General features: G+C 72.7%; 13 protein-coding genes. 7 read left to right on the forward strand and 6 right to left on the reverse strand.

The window, feature by feature from the left end; all coding sequences use genetic code 11:
* Together ABD299_RS22460 and argS are read right to left on the reverse strand one after the other, a co-directional pair.
* Positions 1-382, reverse strand: a 382-nt coding sequence (locus ABD299_RS22460; protein ID WP_344265754.1) for a protease inhibitor I9 family protein, incomplete at its 3' end; no start/stop codon positions are given.
* Positions 383-680: 298 nt separating this feature from the next.
* The gene (gene argS, locus ABD299_RS22465) at positions 681-2,474 is read right to left on the reverse strand and encodes an arginine--tRNA ligase (protein ID WP_344265757.1); all 1,794 of its coding nucleotides are present in this window, start codon (positions 2,472-2,474) and stop codon (positions 681-683) included.
* Between the two features lie 154 nt (positions 2,475-2,628).
* On the opposite strand from argS, the gene lysS reads away from it, so the two are divergent.
* Positions 2,629-4,359: a lysine--tRNA ligase gene (gene lysS, locus ABD299_RS22470; RefSeq protein ID WP_344265760.1), complete on the forward strand. Its 1,731-nt coding sequence runs from the start codon at positions 2,629-2,631 to the stop codon at positions 4,357-4,359.
* A 24-nt stretch (positions 4,360-4,383) separates the two neighbouring features.
* On the opposite strand, the gene ABD299_RS22475 is transcribed toward lysS, so the two are convergent.
* From ABD299_RS22475 to ABD299_RS22490, 4 genes are all read right to left on the reverse strand, one after another.
* Positions 4,384-5,733 (reverse strand): DUF2637 domain-containing protein, encoded by a 1,350-nt coding sequence (locus ABD299_RS22475; protein ID WP_344265763.1) that lies wholly within the window; start codon positions 5,731-5,733, stop codon positions 4,384-4,386.
* Positions 5,734-5,875: 142 nt separating this feature from the next.
* Positions 5,876-6,688: a DUF3558 domain-containing protein gene (locus ABD299_RS22480; protein ID WP_344265766.1), complete on the reverse strand. Its 813-nt coding sequence runs from the start codon at positions 6,686-6,688 to the stop codon at positions 5,876-5,878.
* 115 nt (positions 6,689-6,803) lie between these two features.
* Positions 6,804-7,550: a hypothetical protein gene (locus tag ABD299_RS22485; protein WP_344265769.1), complete on the reverse strand. Its 747-nt coding sequence runs from the start codon at positions 7,548-7,550 to the stop codon at positions 6,804-6,806.
* Between the two features lie 163 nt (positions 7,551-7,713).
* Positions 7,714-8,286, reverse strand: coding sequence for a hypothetical protein (locus ABD299_RS22490; RefSeq protein WP_344265772.1), 573 nt, complete (start codon positions 8,284-8,286; stop codon positions 7,714-7,716).
* A gap of 152 nt (positions 8,287-8,438) precedes the next feature.
* On the opposite strand from ABD299_RS22490, the gene hemL reads away from it, so the two are divergent.
* The 6 genes from hemL to ccsB all read left to right on the forward strand — a co-directional run bounded on the left by hemL (position 8,439) and on the right by ccsB (position 14,892).
* On the forward strand, positions 8,439-9,758 hold the full coding sequence (gene hemL / locus ABD299_RS22495) for a glutamate-1-semialdehyde 2,1-aminomutase (RefSeq protein ID WP_344265774.1): 1,320 nt from the start codon (positions 8,439-8,441) through the stop codon (positions 9,756-9,758).
* Between the two features lie 5 nt (positions 9,759-9,763).
* Positions 9,764-10,453: a histidine phosphatase family protein gene (locus tag ABD299_RS22500; RefSeq protein WP_344265776.1), complete on the forward strand. Its 690-nt coding sequence runs from the start codon at positions 9,764-9,766 to the stop codon at positions 10,451-10,453.
* 66 nt (positions 10,454-10,519) lie between these two features.
* Entirely contained in the window at positions 10,520-11,134 is a 615-nt protein-coding gene (locus tag ABD299_RS22505) for a TlpA family protein disulfide reductase (RefSeq protein WP_344265778.1), read from the forward strand.
* 7 nt (positions 11,135-11,141) lie between these two features.
* The gene (locus ABD299_RS22510; protein WP_344265780.1) at positions 11,142-11,906 is read left to right on the forward strand and encodes a cytochrome c biogenesis CcdA family protein; all 765 of its coding nucleotides are present in this window, start codon (positions 11,142-11,144) and stop codon (positions 11,904-11,906) included.
* A gap of 11 nt (positions 11,907-11,917) precedes the next feature.
* Positions 11,918-13,777, forward strand: coding sequence for a cytochrome c biogenesis protein ResB (resB, locus tag ABD299_RS22515; protein WP_344265782.1), 1,860 nt, complete (start codon positions 11,918-11,920; stop codon positions 13,775-13,777).
* On the forward strand, positions 13,774-14,892 hold the full coding sequence (ccsB, locus tag ABD299_RS22520; protein ID WP_344265784.1) for a c-type cytochrome biogenesis protein CcsB: 1,119 nt from the start codon (positions 13,774-13,776) through the stop codon (positions 14,890-14,892). Before resB ends, ccsB begins: the two co-directional genes overlap by 4 nt.
* The last annotated feature ends 83 nt before the right edge of the window (positions 14,893-14,975 follow it).

Here is a 14,975-nt window from a genome sequence, read left to right on the forward strand (position 1 = left end):
GCTGGTCGATGCGGTCCAGGCCCCAGGAGGGCGGGTTGGTCTGCGTGGCGGTGATGGACACCGTCTCGTTGGCGACCACCGACTCGACCGCCGGGTCGGCGGCCAGGGCCATGGCCTGCTTCTCGTCGGCCTCGATCGCGTAGCCGTTGAGGGCGTGCGTGTAGGTCTCGGTGATCTCCGCGTCGTACTTGTCGGCCAGCTTCTCGGCCTTCTTGGAGTCCGCGGTCATCACCGTGTCGCGCAGGGTGACGATGTAGCTGCCGTCGATCGCGTCGGGTGAGTCCGCGTTGGCGATGAACGCCGTGGGCTCCACCGGGGCCGCGGACGCGGCGGCGGGGAGTGCGGCGCCGACGCCGAGCGCGACGACTGCCGCGGCTGCCACGGCTGCCACGCTTCTCCGGCGGGGGGTGCGGGGGTGACGCATCGCTGCCATCGAGGGGTCCTCCTCAGAGGTAATGCGCTGACGTGGGGGACGATGCGCATCGGTCATGGACATGTTCACGACCGCTGCCGTCGTAAAGATTCAAGGACCCAGAGGAATCCGGCAAGAGGCCGACGCGTTGGACACGTACATGTCACATGTGCGTGACATGGCAACGTCAAATCTCACACCGAACCGCCACACCCGCGGCGCATGACGGGACGTCAAGTGCGTACGGTGAGCGGTCCGATCCACTCCGTCACAGTCGGGCGGGCGTCCGGATGCCCAGCAGCGCCATGCCCCGGTGCAGCGTGCGCGCCGTCAGATCGCACAGGAACAGACGGTTCTGCACGGCCGCCTCGCTGTCGGCGGTCAGCACCGGGCACTGGTCGTAGAACGTCGTGAAGTGCGACGCGAGTGTGTACAGATAGGCCGCCAGCCGGTGCGGCTCGTAGGTCTCCGTCACCGACCGCAGCGTCTGGTCGAACTCGTCCAGGTGCAGCGCCAGAGCCCGTTCGGCCGGCTCGGGCGTCAGCGAGGGATGCGCCAGCGGACGCACGGAGTCACCCCGGTCCGCGCCCTTGCGCAGGATGGACTGGATACGGGCGTAGGCGTACTGCAGGTAGACGCTGGTGTCGCCGTTGAGGGACACCATGCGGTCCAGGTCGAAGACGTAGTCCCGGGACATCGAGGTGGACAGGTCGGCGTACTTCACCGCGCCGATGCCCACCTGCGCCGCCCGCTCGGCGACCTCCGCCTCCGTCAGCTTCGGGTCCTTCTCCGCCACCACGCCGGCCGCCCGGCGCACCGCCTCCTCCAGCAGGTCGATCAGTCGGACCGACTCGCCCGCCCGGGTCTTGAACGGCTTGCCGTCCTTGCCCAGCACCGTGCCGAACTGGAGATGGACAGCCCTCACCTCGTCGTGGAGCCAGCCCGCCCGGCGCGCCGTCTCGAAGACCATCCGGAAGTGCAGCGCCTGCCGGGCGTCCACCACGTACAGCAGGGTGTCGGCGCCCAGCGTGCCCACCCGGTCGCGGATCGCGGACAGGTCGGTGGCCGCGTACCCGTAGCCGCCGTCGGCCTTCCGCACGATCAGCGGGACCGGCGAGCCGTCCTGGCCCTTGATGTCGTCGAAGAACACGCACAGCGCGCCCTGGGAGATCTCGGCGACCCCGGACTCCTCCAGCAGCCGGCAGGTCTCGTCCAGCATGTCGTTGTAGGCACTCTCGCCCACCACGTCGGCTTCCTCGATCTCCACGTCCAGCAGGTCGTATACCGCCCGGAAGTAGATCATGGACTCGTCGACGATCCGGTGCCACAGGTCCAGCGTCTCCCGGTCGCCGGCCTGCAGGCTCACCACCCGGGCGCGGGCGCGCTCCTTGAAACCCTCGTCGGAGTCGAAGAGCGCCCGGGAGGACTTGTAGAGGCGGTTCAGCCGGGACATCGCGGCCTCGCCGCCGTCCTCGCCGCCCCCCGTTTCCCCGCCGTGGTCCAGCTCCTGCGGATGCTCGGTCAGGTACTGGATGAGCATGCCGAACTGGGTGCCCCAGTCGCCGATGTGATGGCGCCGGATCACCTTCTCGCCGCGGTGCTCCAGGATCTTCACCAGCGCGTCCCCGATCACCGTGGACCGCAGGTGGCCGACGTGCATCTCCTTGGCCACGTTCGGCTGCGAGTAGTCGATCGCCGTGACACCGGGCCGCTGCGCGAACGGCACGCCCAGCCGGTCGTCCGCGGCCCGCTCGGCCAGCGTGGACAGCAGCGCCTCGTCGGACACCGTGATGTTCAGGAAGCCCGGGCCGGAGACCTCGACGGACGAGATCACCTCGCCGTCGCCGGCCGGCACCCGCTTCACCACCTCGGCGGCCAGCTCCCGCGGGTTGCGCCCCAGCCGCTTGGCCAGCGCCAGGATGCCGTTCGCCTGGAAGTCCGCGCGGTCGCTGCGGCGCAGCAGCGGGTCGGCCGCGACGCCCTCCCGCTCCGGCAGGACGGCCGCGAGGGCGTCCGCGAGGCGCTGGTCGACCAGGGAGGCGAGGGACTGAACCGCGGCCATGGGAGGGGGCACCGTTTCGTCGGGACGGACGCGCTGCACGCGTGGCTGTACCCGTCAGAGACTAGCGGGTCATGGCGGGACGCCGCGCAGGTGCACAATGGAGCCGCCAGGCTTACGAGCGCAGCAGAGCACAGCGAAGAAGGACGTGCTTCACGTGGAGCGGACCACCCCGGAGACCGACTGGGTCTCCCGACTCGCGGACGAGGTCATCGCCGAGGCGGAGCGCCGCGCCCCCGGCAAACCCGTCGTCTGCGCCTCGGGGCTCAGCCCGTCGGGGCCGATCCACCTGGGCAATCTGCGCGAGGTCATGGTGCCGCACCTGGTCGCCGACGAGATCAAGCGGCGCGGCATCGACTGCGTCCACCTGCTGTCCTGGGACGACTACGACCGCTTCCGCAAGGTGCCCGCCGGGATCGACCCGTCCTGGAACGAGCACATCGGCAAGCCGCTGACCTCGGTGCCCGCGCCGCCCGGCAGCGAGTACCCGAACTGGGCCGAGCACTTCAAGGCCCCGATGACGCGGGCGCTCGCGGAACTGGGCGTCGAGGTGCGCGCCGTCAGCCAGACCGAGCAGTACACGGCCGGTGCCTACCGGGACCAGATCCTGTTCGCCATGCGCGAGCGGCGGCGCATCGACGAGGTGCTGGACCGCTACCGGACCAAGGCCAAGGCGGCCCCGGCGGCCGGCGGCCGGAAGCAGGGCGCCAAGCCGCTGGACGAGGCCGAGGTGCAGGCGGCCGAGGGGTCCGGCGCGGCGGCCGAGGACGACGGCAGCGCGGCGGGCGGGGAGTACTACCCCTACAAGCCGTACTGCTCGGTCTGCGCCCGTGACCTGACCACGGTCACCGGCTACGACGACGACACCACCGAACTGTCCTACACCTGCGCCTGCGGGCACGGCGAGACCGTCAGTCTCACGGAGTACACCGGCGGCAAGCTGGTGTGGAAGGTCGACTGGCCGATGCGCTGGGCCCACGAGGGCGTGATCTTCGAGCCGGCCGGGGTGGACCACCACTCGCCCGGATCCTCCTGGGTGGTCGGCGGCCGGCTGGTCCAGGAGATCTTCGGCGGCGAGCAGCCGATCGGCCCGATGTACGCCTTCGTCGGCATCAGCGGCATGGCCAAGATGTCCAGCTCCAAGGGAGGGGTGCCGATCGCGGCCGACGCCCTGGAGATCATGGAGGCGCCGCTGCTGCGCTGGCTGTACGCCCGCCGCCGGCCCAACCAGTCCTTCAAGGTCGCCTTCGACAGCGAGATCCAGCGCACCTACGACGAGTGGGACGCGCTGGCCCGCAAGGTCGCCGAGGGCACCGCGCAGCCGGCGGACTCCGCCGCCTACAGCCGCGCGGTGCGCACCGCGGCCGGTGAACTGCCCGCCACACCGCGGCGGCTGCCGTTCCGGACACTGGCGTCGGTGGCGGACATCACCACCGGCGACGCGGAGCAGACGCTGCGGATCCTGAGCGAGCTCGACCCGGAGCAGCCGGTCCGCTCGCTGGAGGAGGTCCGGCCGCGGCTGGACCGCGCGGCGCACTGGGTGTCCACCCAGGTGCCCGAGGAGCAGCGCACCCGGGTGCGCCAGGAGCCCGACACCGAGCTGCTGGAGTCGCTCGACCAGGAGCAGCGGGAGTCGCTGCGGCTGCTGCTGGAAGGGCTGGACGAGCACTGGTCGCTGGACGGGCTGACCACCCTGGTCTACGGGGTGCCGAAGGTGCGCGTGGGGCTCGCGCCGGACGCCCGGCCGACGCCGGAGCTGAAGACCGCTCAGCGCGGCTTCTTCGCGCTGCTGTACCGGCTGCTGGTGGGCAAGGACACCGGGCCGCGGCTGCCCACCCTGCTGCTGGCGGTCGGGGCCGGCCGGGTCCGCAAGCTGCTGGGCGGCTGACGGGGCGGGGCGGCCGGCGGGGGCTCAGCCCGCGGTGCCCATCTCGGCTCGGTAGCGCATGCGGCACTCGCGCAGGTAGTCGCGGAGATAGGACTCGGTGAGCAGCGAGCCGTCGGCGTCCGTCACGCCGTGCCGCTCGTGCAGGAACCGGGAGAGCTGCCGGGCGTTGGGGAAGTCGCCCTGCTCCAGCACGTACTCGCGGTAGGCGGCGTAGAAGGCGTCGCCGTGCGGCGTGTCCCGCGGCAGCCCGCGCGGCTCGACGGCCGGGAGGGGCTCCTCCGGTGCGGGCGGGGCGGGCTCCGGTGCGGGCGCCGGGAGCGGGGCGGCCTCGGCCGGGGCGTTGCCGAGGCTGCGGCGCCGGCCGCCGTGCACGACGGGGACCGTCACCTCCTTGCGGCCGGCGCGCGGTCCGGCGGCGTAGACCGGCAGCGGCTGGTGCTCCTCGGCGGGCCGCGGCGCGGGTTCGGGTGCGGGCCGGGGCCGCGGCCCGGCGGTGTGCGGCGGGGGGCCGTCATGGGCGCCGGCCTGCCGGGGGACGGTGTCGTGTCCGGGGGCGGCGTCGTGTCCGGTGGTGTGCTCGCCGGGGTGCGGGTCCGGCTGCGGCGCGGCCGGCTCCGTGGGCCGCTCCGCGGGCCCCGGGGTGTGGTCGGTGAGTTCGTGCCGGGGCTGCGGGGCGGGGGCACGGCGGCCCGCGGCCGCGGCGGCCGTGCCGGCGGGGGCGGTCTCCGACAGCGGGACGCCGTAGCGGGCCAGCTTCAGCGGCATGCGGGCCTCGACCGGTGCCCGCCGGCGCCAGGCCCGGCCGTAGCGGGCCCGAAGCTGCGCCTGGTACACCAGGCGGTCCCGTTCGAGGTTGATGACCTCCTCGTAGGAGCGCAGCTCCCACAGCTTCATCCGACGCCACAGCCGGAAGGTGGGCACGGGGGAGAGGAACCAGCGCCAGAACCGGACGCCCTCCATGTGCCGGTCGGCGGTGATGTCGGCGATGCGGCCGATGGCGTGCCGGGCGGCCTCGACGGTGATGATGAACAGCACCGGGATGATGGCGTGCATGCCGACCCCGAGGGGGTCGGGCCAGGAGACGGCGCCGTTGAAGGCGATGGTGGCGGCCGTCAGCAGCCAGGCGGTCTGGCGCAGCAGCGGGAACGGGATGCGCAGCCAGGTCAGCAGCAGGTCCAGGGCGAGCAGCACCACGATGCCGGCGTCGATGCCGATCGGGAAGAACGGTGCGAACTGCCCGAAGCCCTTGCGCTCGGCCAGCTCGCGCACCGCGGCGTAGGAGCCGACGAAGCCGATGGTGGCGATCACCACGGCGCCGGCCAGCACGATGCCGACGAGTATGCGGTGCGAACGTGTCAGCTTGATCGCGGCCACTCGGCGGACCCTCCTGGATGGGAACTGGCGTTCTGGAGGGGCCCAGCCTGGCACACGCCGGGCGGTCGTGTACGCGCCGGAGCCCGGTTCCTCCGGGTATCCGGGGGAACCGGGCTCGCGATCGTTGCCTGCGGGGCGCGGCTCAGGAGTCGGTGCCGGCGCCCTCGGTGTCCTCGCCCCGGCGGGCGTCGGCCTCCTCGCCGTCGGGGTCCTCCGCGTCCTCCGCGTCCTCGCCGTCCGTCTCACCACCGTCCTCGCCGGTGGGAGCGGTGGCGTCCACCGCGGCGACCGCCTCCTCGGCGACGGCCTCCGCCGCCTCCTGGATGTCCTCGGCGCCGGGCGTCTTGGCGTCCTCGAAACCGGCACCCGAATAGTCGACGGTCACCACCACATTGGCGGTGCGGGCCACCACGCGGTGCTGGCGGTACTCCTGGCCGTCCTCGTCGTCGTCGCCGGACTTGGTCACGGTGTAGGCGAGGGTGTGGGCCTCGTCGCCGGCTCCGCCCCAGGGGGCGTCCTCCACCTCGGAGTTCTCCTCGTCGCCGGTGATCTCCGCGACCTGCTGCCGCAGGTAGTCGGCGGCGCGTTCGTCGCCGTGGCCCAGCGCGGTGTCGGAGTCGAACCGCTTCAGGGAGACCGTCAGGGAGCGGAACTGGTAGCCGTCCAGGCCGTTCCACAGGCAGGTGCCCGAACTCGTGGTGTCCTTGGAGTTCAGCGCCTGGCCGCCCTCCTGGTCGGCCTCGGGCACCACCTCGCCCACCGTGTCGGCGCCGACCGTGGAGCACGGGTCCGGCAGCCCGGTGTACTTCGCGGGCTGGGAGGGCGCGGGGGCGGGGGCCTGTTCGTCCGGCGTGCCGCTGCCGCCGGTGTCCGAGGAGCAGCCGGCGACCAGCAGCACGGGCACCGCGGCCCAGGCCAGCGCACGGACGGCGAGTCGCGAGACGGTACGGTCCATGGTTCCTTCGCTTCCGGATGGTCGGGGGACACCGTACGTCCCCGCTGGGAGGAACGGTACGCGGCCCGGCCGCCGGGCCGCCCGAACCCCGGCGGGCCGTGTCACCCGGGGGAGGTCAGGACGAGAAGCGCTCGGCGAGGTGCCGGGCCACCTCGGTGGCGCCCTCCTGCAGGCCGGCGCTGCCGGGGGACCGGGCGGGTTCGGTGACCGCCTGCGCGTAGCGCACGGTCACGATGACGTTCCCGCTGTGGAAGGCGAGGGTGACGTCCCGCCGGGCGCCGGACTGAGTGGTGGTCAGCCGGTCGTCCACGTAGGCGGCGTTGCCGATGCCTTCCAGGGCCCGCGGGGCGAACTCGCCGGCCGGCGCGTCGCTGGGGACCGGCCGCATCCTCTCGGGGGGCGGGCCGGCGGGCGCGGTGCCCTCCCGGGGGTCCAGCCGGATGCCCAGATCGGCGGCGCGCCGCCGGAAGTCCTGCGCGGCCTGGTCGTCGTCGCTGGTGCCGCGCACGTAGGAGACGACCCGTTCGAAGTCGATCTCCAGCCGGTGGGTGCCCGCGTCGGAGGGGCTGCGCCAGGTGCAGCCGACCCGGCGCCCGATGTCGTAGGTCAGGGCCGGTTCGCCGTCCAGCGCCTGGGGCGCGGCGTCCGGCAGCAGGCCGCTGAGAGTGCTTTCGGGGACCGCGCCGCAGGGCTCGGGCAGCACCGAGTGGCTGCCCGGCGCGGCCGTCGTGGACGCGGCCCCGGCCGCGCCGTTGCCTCCCGCGGTGTCCTCACCGGTCAGGCTCCCGGTGCAGGAGACGGCCACGGCGCCGGACAGCGCGACCGCGAGAGCGGCACGCGCCGCGGTGACCCTGCGCTGCACCTGTCGGCTCCCTCGGATCGGTGACGGCGGAACGCACCATGTCTACCGCAGAGAGCCGTGCCGCGTCCGGTCGCCGGTGCCCCTTGGGCGGAAAGGTCCGCAATGTGCGCCGCGCGGGGCGGGCTGGGGAGGCGCGGGGCGGGCGGGGTGGGGGGAAAGCCGCTCAGGGCCAGACGAGGCAGTAGGGCTGGTGGCCGGCCTCGTGCAGCCGGCGGGAGAAGTCCTGCCACTCGTTCAGCAGCCGGTAGACGTCGAACGCGTCGCTCGGGCCGCTGCGGTCGGGGACCGTGGACCAGATGAAGGCCGCGGCGCCCACCGTCTCGTCGCCGACCCCGCGCAGCGGGTCCACCACGGTTGTGGGCAACTTCACCACCGCGTAGTCCGAGTGGAGGACCACCAGCTCCAGCGGCGGCACCCGGTGCAGCGGTATCCCCTCGATGCCGGTCAGCACCATGGCGGCCATGGTCTCCGGCTTGATCCGGGTGAACATGCCCTGTCCGAGCTCGTCACCGCCGAGCTCCTCGGGGCGCATCGACAGCGGCACCCGTGCCGCCGTCGCGCCGTTGGGAGCGCCGAAGTACTTGTACGTCACGTCCATCCGGCCGGTGCTCCGCAGTTCGCTGCTGGCGCTCTCCTCCGCCTTGCGGCGATGACGTCCGCGGCGTGAGCGCGCGCGTGAGGAAGGCTCCGGTCCGAGATCCCCGGTTCCCTCACCAACTCCGCCACCGCGCTGCATGTCACCACCCGACTACTCGCGACCCCCGTCGCGTGACCCGATCATCGTCTCAGAGACTTCCCCCGCCGGACAGGGAGGAAAACGCCCGGGCCGGGCCCTTCTGTCCTGACGGACGGGAGGAGCACCGGGACCAGGAATCCGTCTCTGTCACCATGGACCGCGTGAGCTACTCCTACGACGCCCCAGTCTCGCAGACACTTTTCGACCGCGCTGCCTCAGTAACGCCCGGAGGCGTGAACTCTCCGGTACGCGCCTTTCGCGCCGTGGGCGGAACGCCCCGGTTCATGGTGTCCGGTACCGGTCCGTACCTGACCGACGCCGACGGCCGCCAGTACGTGGACCTCGTGTGCTCCTGGGGGCCGGTCATTCTCGGCCACGCCCATCCGGCGGTCGTGGAGGCGGTCCGGGAGGCCGTGGGGCACGGCACGTCCTTCGGCACCCCCGGCGTGGGCGAGGTCGAACTGGCCGAGGAGATCGTCGCCCGCGTTCCCCCTGTTGAGCAGGTGCGGCTGGTCTCCTCCGGGACCGAGGCCACGATGTCCGCGATCCGGCTGGCCCGGGGATTCACCGGCCGCGCGAAGATCGTGAAGTTCGCCGGCTGCTACCACGGGCACGTCGACGCGCTGCTGGCCTCGGCCGGTTCGGGCGTGGCGACGTTCGGGCTGCCGGACACCCCGGGCGTCACCGGGGCGCAGGCCGGCGACACGCTGGTGCTGCCGTACAACGATCTGGACTCGGTGCGGGCGGCGTTCGCCGCGCACCCCGGGGAGATCGCCTGTGTGATCACCGAGGCGTCGCCGGGCAACATGGGAGTGGTCCCGCCGGAGGAGGGCTTCAACGCGGGGCTGAAGGAGCTGTGCGCCGAGCACGGCGCGCTGTTCGTCTCCGACGAGGTGATGACCGGCTTCCGGGTCGGCCGCCAGGGCTGGTTCGGCATCGACGGCGTCGTGCCGGACCTGATGACCTTCGGCAAGGTGATGGGCGGAGGCTTCCCGGCCGCCGCGTTCGGCGGGCGCGCCGACGTGATGGCGCATCTCGCCCCGGCCGGGCCGGTGTACCAGGCGGGCACTCTCTCGGGCAACCCGGTGGCCACCGCCGCCGGCCTGGCCCAGCTGCGGCACCTCGACGACGCGGCCTACGCGGCGGTGGACACCGCGGCGGACCGGGTGCGGTCGCTGGTGACCGAGGCGCTGGCCAAGGAGGGCGTGGCGCACCGGGTGCAGAGTGCCGGAAACATGTTCTCGGTGTTCTTCACCGACCGCGAGGTCACCGACTACGATGCGGCCCGCTCCCAGGAGGCGTTCCGCTTCACCGCCTTCTTCCACGCGATGCTGGAGGGCGGCGTGTACCTGCCGCCCTCGGCGTTCGAGTCGTGGTTCGTCTCGGCCGCCCACGACGACCGGGCCGTCGAGCGGATCGCCGAAGCCCTGCCCGCCGCCTCGCGCGCCGCCGCCGAGGCCACCGAAGGATGAGTGACATGACCAACGGCGAGGCCGCCTCGGACATCACCGTCGTGCACCTGATGCGGCACGGCGAGGTCGACAACCCCGGTGGCGTGCTCTACGGCAGGATGCCCGGCTACCACCTGTCGGAGCTGGGCCGGAAGATGGCCGAGCGGGTCGCCGGGCACCTGGAGGGGCGTGACATCACCCACCTGGTGTCCTCCCCGCTGGAGCGGGCCCGGGAGACCGCCGAGCCGATCGCCGGGGCGCTGGACCTGGAGCCGGTCATCGACGGCCGGCTGATCGAGGCCGCCAACGTCTTCGAGGGCAAGACCTTCGGGGTCGGCGACGGCGCGCTGCGCAAGCCGCGGAACTGGCCGCACCTGCGCAACCCGTTCCGCCCCTCCTGGGGCGAGCCGTACGTCGAGCAGGTGGTGCGGATGAAGGCCGCGCTGGACGCGGCCCGGGACGCCGCCCGCGGCCACGAGGCGGTGTGCGTCAGCCATCAGCTGCCGATCTGGATCGTGCGCAGCTTCGTCGAGCGCCGCCGGCTGTGGCACGACCCGCGCAAGCGGCAGTGCAGCCTGGCGTCGCTGACCAGCTTCACCTACCACGGGGACGAGATCGTCGCGGTCGGCTACAGCGAGCCGGCCCGCGATCTGGTGCCCGCCCATCTGCTGCCGGGGGCCAGACAGCGGAAGGGCGCCCCGAAGGCCGGTGCCTGAGCAGCGGGGAATTCCGGACAAGGGGGGCGCGGAAGATCACGAACGGGCGCATGGGAAACTTTTCACATGAGCCCGAGCCGCGCCTCCCTCCGCCGTGTCCCGCGCCGTGCCGCCGTCCTCGCCGCGGCCCTGGCCGCCGGAACGCTGGCGCTGGCCGGGTGCACCGGCCAGCAGGCCGGTCCCTCCGGCGGCGACAGCAACATCGTCCAGGGCACCGGTGAGATCACCCGGGTGGCCGCCGCCGACCGGCAGCAGGCCCCCGACCTGACCGGGGAGGGCACCCACGGCGAACAGCTGGCGCTGGCCGACTACCGCGGGCAGGTCGTGGTGCTCAACGTCTGGGGGTCGTGGTGCGCGCCCTGCCGGGCCGAGGCCCCGAACCTCGCCAAGGTCGCTGCGGACACCGCCGGCCAGGACGTGCAGTTCCTCGGAATCAACACCCGCGACCGGGACGTGGTCAACGCCCAGCGCTTCGACGAGCGGTTCGGGATCGAGTACCCGAGCTTCTTCGACCCCAGCGGGCGGCTGATCCTGGAGTTCCCGCGCGGCAGCCTCTCCCCGCAGGCCATCCCCTCCACCCTGATCATCGACCGCGAGGGGCGGATCGCCGTCCGGGCGCTGAAGCCGCTCAGCGAGGAGGATCTGCGCGCGGCGCTCGACCCCGTGATCGCGGAGAAGTGACCCCCTGATGCAGTACCTCGCGGCGGTCACCGACGTCAACCAGACCGTGCTCGGCGGAGCGCTGCTGCTGGCGCTGCCCCTGGCGGCGCTCGGCGGCCTGGTCTCCTTCTTCTCGCCCTGCGTGCTCCCGCTGGTGCCGGGCTACCTCTCGTACGTCACCGGCGTCGGCGGCGCCGACCTGCAGGATGCCCGGCGCGGCCGGATGGTGGCGGGCGCCACGCTGTTCGTGCTCGGGTTCTCCGCCGTGTTCGTGTCCGGGGGCGCGCTGTTCGGCGGCTTCGGCGCCACGCTGCACGAGCACCGGGAACTGCTGTCGAGGATCTTCGGCGGGCTGACCATCGCGCTCGGCCTGCTCTTCATGGGGCTGGTGCCCCGGCTGACGCAGCGCGAGTTCCGGCTGCACACCCGTCCCGCCGTCGGGCTGGCCGGGGCGCCGATGCTGGGCGTGGTCTTCGGCATCGGCTGGACCCCGTGCATCGGGCCCACCCTGGCGGCCGTCAACGCCCTGGCGTTCAACGAGGCCAGCGCCGGCCGCGGGGCGCTGCTCACCGTCGCCTACTGCCTGGGCCTGGGGCTGCCCTTCATCGTCGCGGCACTGGCGTTCCGGCGGACCCTGGGGGCGTTCGGCTGGGTCAAGCGGCACTACGCCTGGGTGATGCGGATCGGCGGCGGGCTGCTGATCCTCACCGGGCTGATGCTGGTCACCGGCCTGTGGGACCGCATCGTCTACGACCTCCAGGTGTGGTCGTCCGAGTTCACCGTCTTCATCTGAGGGATGCGCGCATGACCGACGACGTACGGAACCGGCAGCCGGAGGGCCGGGGCCCGGATGCCGACGGCCCGGATGCCGACGCCCCGGCCGGGGCCGGCCTGTCCACGGCGCCCTCCCCGGAGGAGGCGGACGCCGGCAAGGCCGTCCCGGGCTCGTTCGGCGGTGTGCGGGCGCCCGGTGCGCGCGGCGCGGCGGCCTGGACGGCGCGGGAGGCCATCGGCTGGGGCCGCTGGTTCTGGCGGCAGCTGACGTCCATGCGGATCGCCCTGATCCTGCTGTTCCTGCTCGCGCTGGCCTCGGTCCCCGGCTCGCTGATCCCGCAGAACGGTGTGGACGCCACGCTGGTGGCCGACTTCCGGGCCCGCAACGAGACGCTCGCCCAGGTCTACGACCGGCTGCAGCTCTTCGACGTGTACTCGTCGGTGTGGTTCTCCGCGATCTACCTGCTGCTGTTCGTCTCGCTCATCGGCTGCATCGTGCCGCGCACCTGGCAGTTCGCGCTCCAGCTCCGCGGCCGGCCGCCGCGCGCCCCCCGGCGGCTGTCCCGGATGCCCGCGCACACCGCCTGGCGCACCCGGACCCCGCCGGCCGAGGTGCTGGACTCCGCGGAGCGCCTGCTGCGCTCGCGCCGCTTCCGGCGGGCCCGCGACGAGGACTCGGTGGCCGCCGAGAAGGGCTATCTGCGGGAGGCCGGCAACCTGGTCTTCCACGTCGCGCTGATCGTGATGCTGGTCGCCTTCGCGGCCGGCCAGCTCTACAGGTCCGAGGGCGGCAAGCTCGTCGTGGAGGGCGACGGGTTCACCAACACCCTCACCCAGTACGACGACTTCAACTCCGGCGTGCTGTTCGACGTGAACGAGCTGGAGCCGTTCGGTTTCACCCTGGAGGAGTTCCACGCCGCGTTCGTCCGCGAGCCCGGCCCGGACTTCGGCAGCCCCAGCGAGTTCCGCGCCGACATCACCTACTGGCGGGCCGGGGAGGACACCGAGACCGCCACGTCCATCGAGGTCAACCACCCGCTGACGGTCGGCGAGGCCAAGGTCTACCTGATCGGCCACGGCTTCGCGCCCGTCGTCACCGTCACCGACGGGCAGGGCGAGACCGCCTTCACCGGGCCGGTGCCGTTCCTGCCGCAGGACGAGGCGCTGCACTCCACCGGCGTCATCAAGGTCACCGACTACCGGGACGAGAACGGTGAGCCCGGCCAGCTCGGGTTCCAGGGCTTCTTCAACCCCACGTACGGCATCAACGCCGAGCGGGGACCGCACTCCACGTTCCCCGACCCGGACTTCCCGGTGCTCACCCTCAACGCCTTCCATGGTGACCTGGGCCTGGACTCGGGGCTGCCGCAGAACGTCTACCAGCTCGACACCACCAACATGGAGCAGTTCGAGGACGGCGAGGGCGACCTGTTCCGCCAGGACCTGCTGCCGGGCGAGTCCTTCGACCTGCCCGACGGCAAGGGCACGCTGACCTTCCACGGGTACGAGCGGTGGGCGAGCTTCCAGATCTCCACCCGGGCCGGCACCGGCTGGGCGCTGGCCGGTTCCATGGCCGCCGTCGTCGGACTGGCCGCCTCCCTGCTGCTGCAGCGCCGCCGGGTGTGGGTGCGCGCCACCGAGGGCCCCGACGGACGCACGATCGTGGAGATGGGTTCCCTGGGCCGTACCGAGTCGCCGCGGATCCCCGAGGAGCTGGCGGATCTGGCGGCCCGGCTGCACGCCATCGCGCCCGCCCTGCCCGGACCGCACCCCGCCCCGGGCACCGCCGGCGACCCTGCCGGTGCCCCCGCCTCCGACCAGGCCGACGGCTCTGCCGACGCCCCTGCCTCCGACCCAGCCGATGACCCCGCCGAAGGAGCACGCCGGTGATCCTGGCCGCCACCACCGAACAGAACATCGCCGACCTCAGCAATCTGCTGATCTACTCGGCCATGGCCGTCTACGCCCTGGCCTTCCTCGCGCACATCGCGGAGTGGATCTTCGGCAGCCGCAGCAAGGTGGCCCGCACGGCCGCCGCGCTGGGCGCCGGGGAGGCCGACGGGACCGTACAGCGGGACGCGGACGCCGCCGCGGCCGGTCCGCCCGCGGTGACCGTCCGCACCGCGTCCGGCACCTCGGTGCTGGAGCGCCCGGTCGTGAGCACCCGCTCCGGCACCCCGGACCGGGACGTCATCCCGGACGGCCCGGGCGCGGCCGGGGGCGACGAGCAGGGCGACCTGTACGGGCGGATCGCCGTCTCGCTCACGGTGCTGGCCTTCGCCATGCACCTCGGCGCGGTGCTGTTCCGCGCCTTCTCGGTGCAGCGCGCCCCCTGGGCGAACATGTACGAGTTCTCCACCGCGTTCTCCATGGTGGTGGTCGGCGCCTACCTCGGCTTCCTGCTGCTGAAGAAGAACGTCCGCTGGCTGGGCCTGCCGCTGGTCACCACGGTGCTGCTGGACCTCGGCCTGGCCGTCACCGTGCTGTACACCGAGAGTGACCAGCTCGTGCCCGCCCTGGACTCGGTGTGGCTGTGGATCCACGTCTCGCTGGCGATCGTCTGCGGCGCGCTGTTCTACCTGGGCATGGTCGCCACCGTGCTGTTCCTGTTCCGCGACCGTTACGAGAGCAAGCTGGCCGCGGGCAAGGTGCCCGGTGCGTTCGCCACCTCGGTGCTGGAGCGGCTGCCGTCGTCGGTGTCGCTTGACCGGTTCGCCTACCGCATCAACGCGGCCGTCTTCCCGGTGTGGACCTTCACGATCATCGCGGGCGCCATCTGGGCGGAGAACGCCTGGGGCCGCTACTGGGGCTGGGACCCCAAGGAGGTGTGGTCGTTCATCACCTGGGTCGCCTACGCCGCCTATCTGCACGCCCGCGCCACCGCGGGCTGGAAGGGCCGCAAGGCCGCCTACCTGGCCATCGTGGCCTTCGCGACCTTCCTCTTCAACTACTACGGCGTCAACATGTTCGTCGACAGCCTGCACTCCTACGCCGGCGTCGACTGACGGCGCCGCCGGGCCCGCCCGGACACGACGCGGCCCCCGCCCGGTCAGGGCGGGGGCCGCGTCGTGTCAGAGGTCCGTGCTGT

The organism is Streptomyces sodiiphilus, from assembly GCF_039529215.1.
Classification (GTDB): domain Bacteria; phylum Actinomycetota; class Actinomycetes; order Streptomycetales; family Streptomycetaceae; genus Streptomyces; species Streptomyces sodiiphilus.

What these genes read in the sequence shown, in the direction of transcription:
- argS (WP_344265757.1), bottom strand. Translation starts at nt 2,474, where the DNA reads ATGGCCGCGGTTCAGTCCCTCGCCTCCCTGGTCGACCAGCGCCTCGCG.
- ABD299_RS22490 (WP_344265772.1), bottom strand. Translation starts at nt 8,286, where the DNA reads ATGCAGCGCGGTGGCGGAGTTGGTGAGGGAACCGGGGATCTCGGACCG.
- ABD299_RS22505 (WP_344265778.1), top strand. Translation starts at nt 10,520, where the DNA reads ATGAGCCCGAGCCGCGCCTCCCTCCGCCGTGTCCCGCGCCGTGCCGCC.
- ABD299_RS22500 (WP_344265776.1), top strand. Translation starts at nt 9,764, where the DNA reads ATGACCAACGGCGAGGCCGCCTCGGACATCACCGTCGTGCACCTGATG.
- hemL (WP_344265774.1), top strand. Translation starts at nt 8,439, where the DNA reads ATGGACCGCGTGAGCTACTCCTACGACGCCCCAGTCTCGCAGACACTT.
- resB (WP_344265782.1), top strand. Translation starts at nt 11,918, where the DNA reads ATGACCGACGACGTACGGAACCGGCAGCCGGAGGGCCGGGGCCCGGAT.
- ABD299_RS22480 (WP_344265766.1), bottom strand. Translation starts at nt 6,688, where the DNA reads ATGGACCGTACCGTCTCGCGACTCGCCGTCCGTGCGCTGGCCTGGGCC.
- ABD299_RS22510 (WP_344265780.1), top strand. Translation starts at nt 11,142, where the DNA reads ATGCAGTACCTCGCGGCGGTCACCGACGTCAACCAGACCGTGCTCGGC.